The organism is Microseira wollei NIES-4236, assembly GCF_020521235.1.
GTDB lineage: Bacteria > Cyanobacteriota > Cyanobacteriia > Cyanobacteriales > Aerosakkonemataceae > Microseira > Microseira wollei.
Genome location: NZ_BLAY01000490.1, coordinates 1 through 762 on the forward strand (window position 1 = coordinate 1; position 762 = coordinate 762).

Annotated in this window: 3 protein-coding genes; all 3 read right to left on the bottom strand. The window is 47.0% G+C overall.

Annotated features, from left to right (window positions below; all coding sequences use genetic code 11):
- Positions 1–67: 67 nt before the first annotated feature.
- Positions 68–256, bottom strand: coding sequence for a hypothetical protein (locus tag MiSe_RS49425; protein WP_226594939.1), 189 nt, complete (start codon positions 254–256; stop codon positions 68–70).
- Positions 257–322: 66 nt separating this feature from the next.
- Entirely contained in the window at positions 323–448 is a 126-nt protein-coding gene (locus MiSe_RS51845) for a hypothetical protein (RefSeq protein WP_264197173.1), read from the bottom strand.
- A 29-nt stretch (positions 449–477) separates the two neighbouring features.
- Positions 478–666, bottom strand: coding sequence for a hypothetical protein (locus MiSe_RS49430; RefSeq protein WP_226594941.1), 189 nt, complete (start codon positions 664–666; stop codon positions 478–480).
- Positions 667–762: the final 96 nt, after the last annotated feature.

Genomic DNA, 762 nt, shown 5'->3' on the forward strand with positions numbered 1-762 from the left:
ATCTGTTTGATCGTCTGTAGGGACACGGCATTTGACAATTTTGGGACGCCGTGTCCCCAGCAACGCGTTAATCTGTTTGATCGTCTGTAGGGACACGGCATTTGACAATTTTGGGACGCCGTGTCCCCAGCAACGCGTTAATCTGTTTGATCGTCTGTAGGGACACGGCATTTGACAATTTTGGGTATAAACCAAAAATTATGCGACGCCGTGTCCCCAGCAACGCGTTAATCTGTTTGATCGTCTGTAGGGACACGGCATTTGACAATTTTGGGTATAAACCAAAAATTATGCGACGCCGTGTCCCTACCAACCCGTTAATCTATTTGATCGTCTGTAGGGACACGGCATTTGACAATTTTGGGTATAAACCAAAAATTTGGGGACGCCGTGTCCCTAGCAACCCGTTAATCTGTTTGATCGTCTGTAGGGAAACGGCATTTGACAATTTTGGGACGCCGTGTCCCCAGCAACACGTTAATCTGTTTGATCGTCTGTAGGGAAACGGCATTTGACAATTTTGGGACGCCGTGTCCCCAGCAACCCGTTAATCTGTTTGATCGTCTGTAGGGACACGGCATTTGACAATTTTGGGTATAAACCAAAAATTTTGGGACGCCGTGTCCCCAGCAACACGTTAATCTGTTTGATCGTCTGTAGGGACACGGCATTTGACAATTTTGGGACGCCGTGTCCCCAGCAACACGTTAATCTGTTTGATCGTCTGTAGGGACACGGCATTTGACAATTTTGGGTATAAAC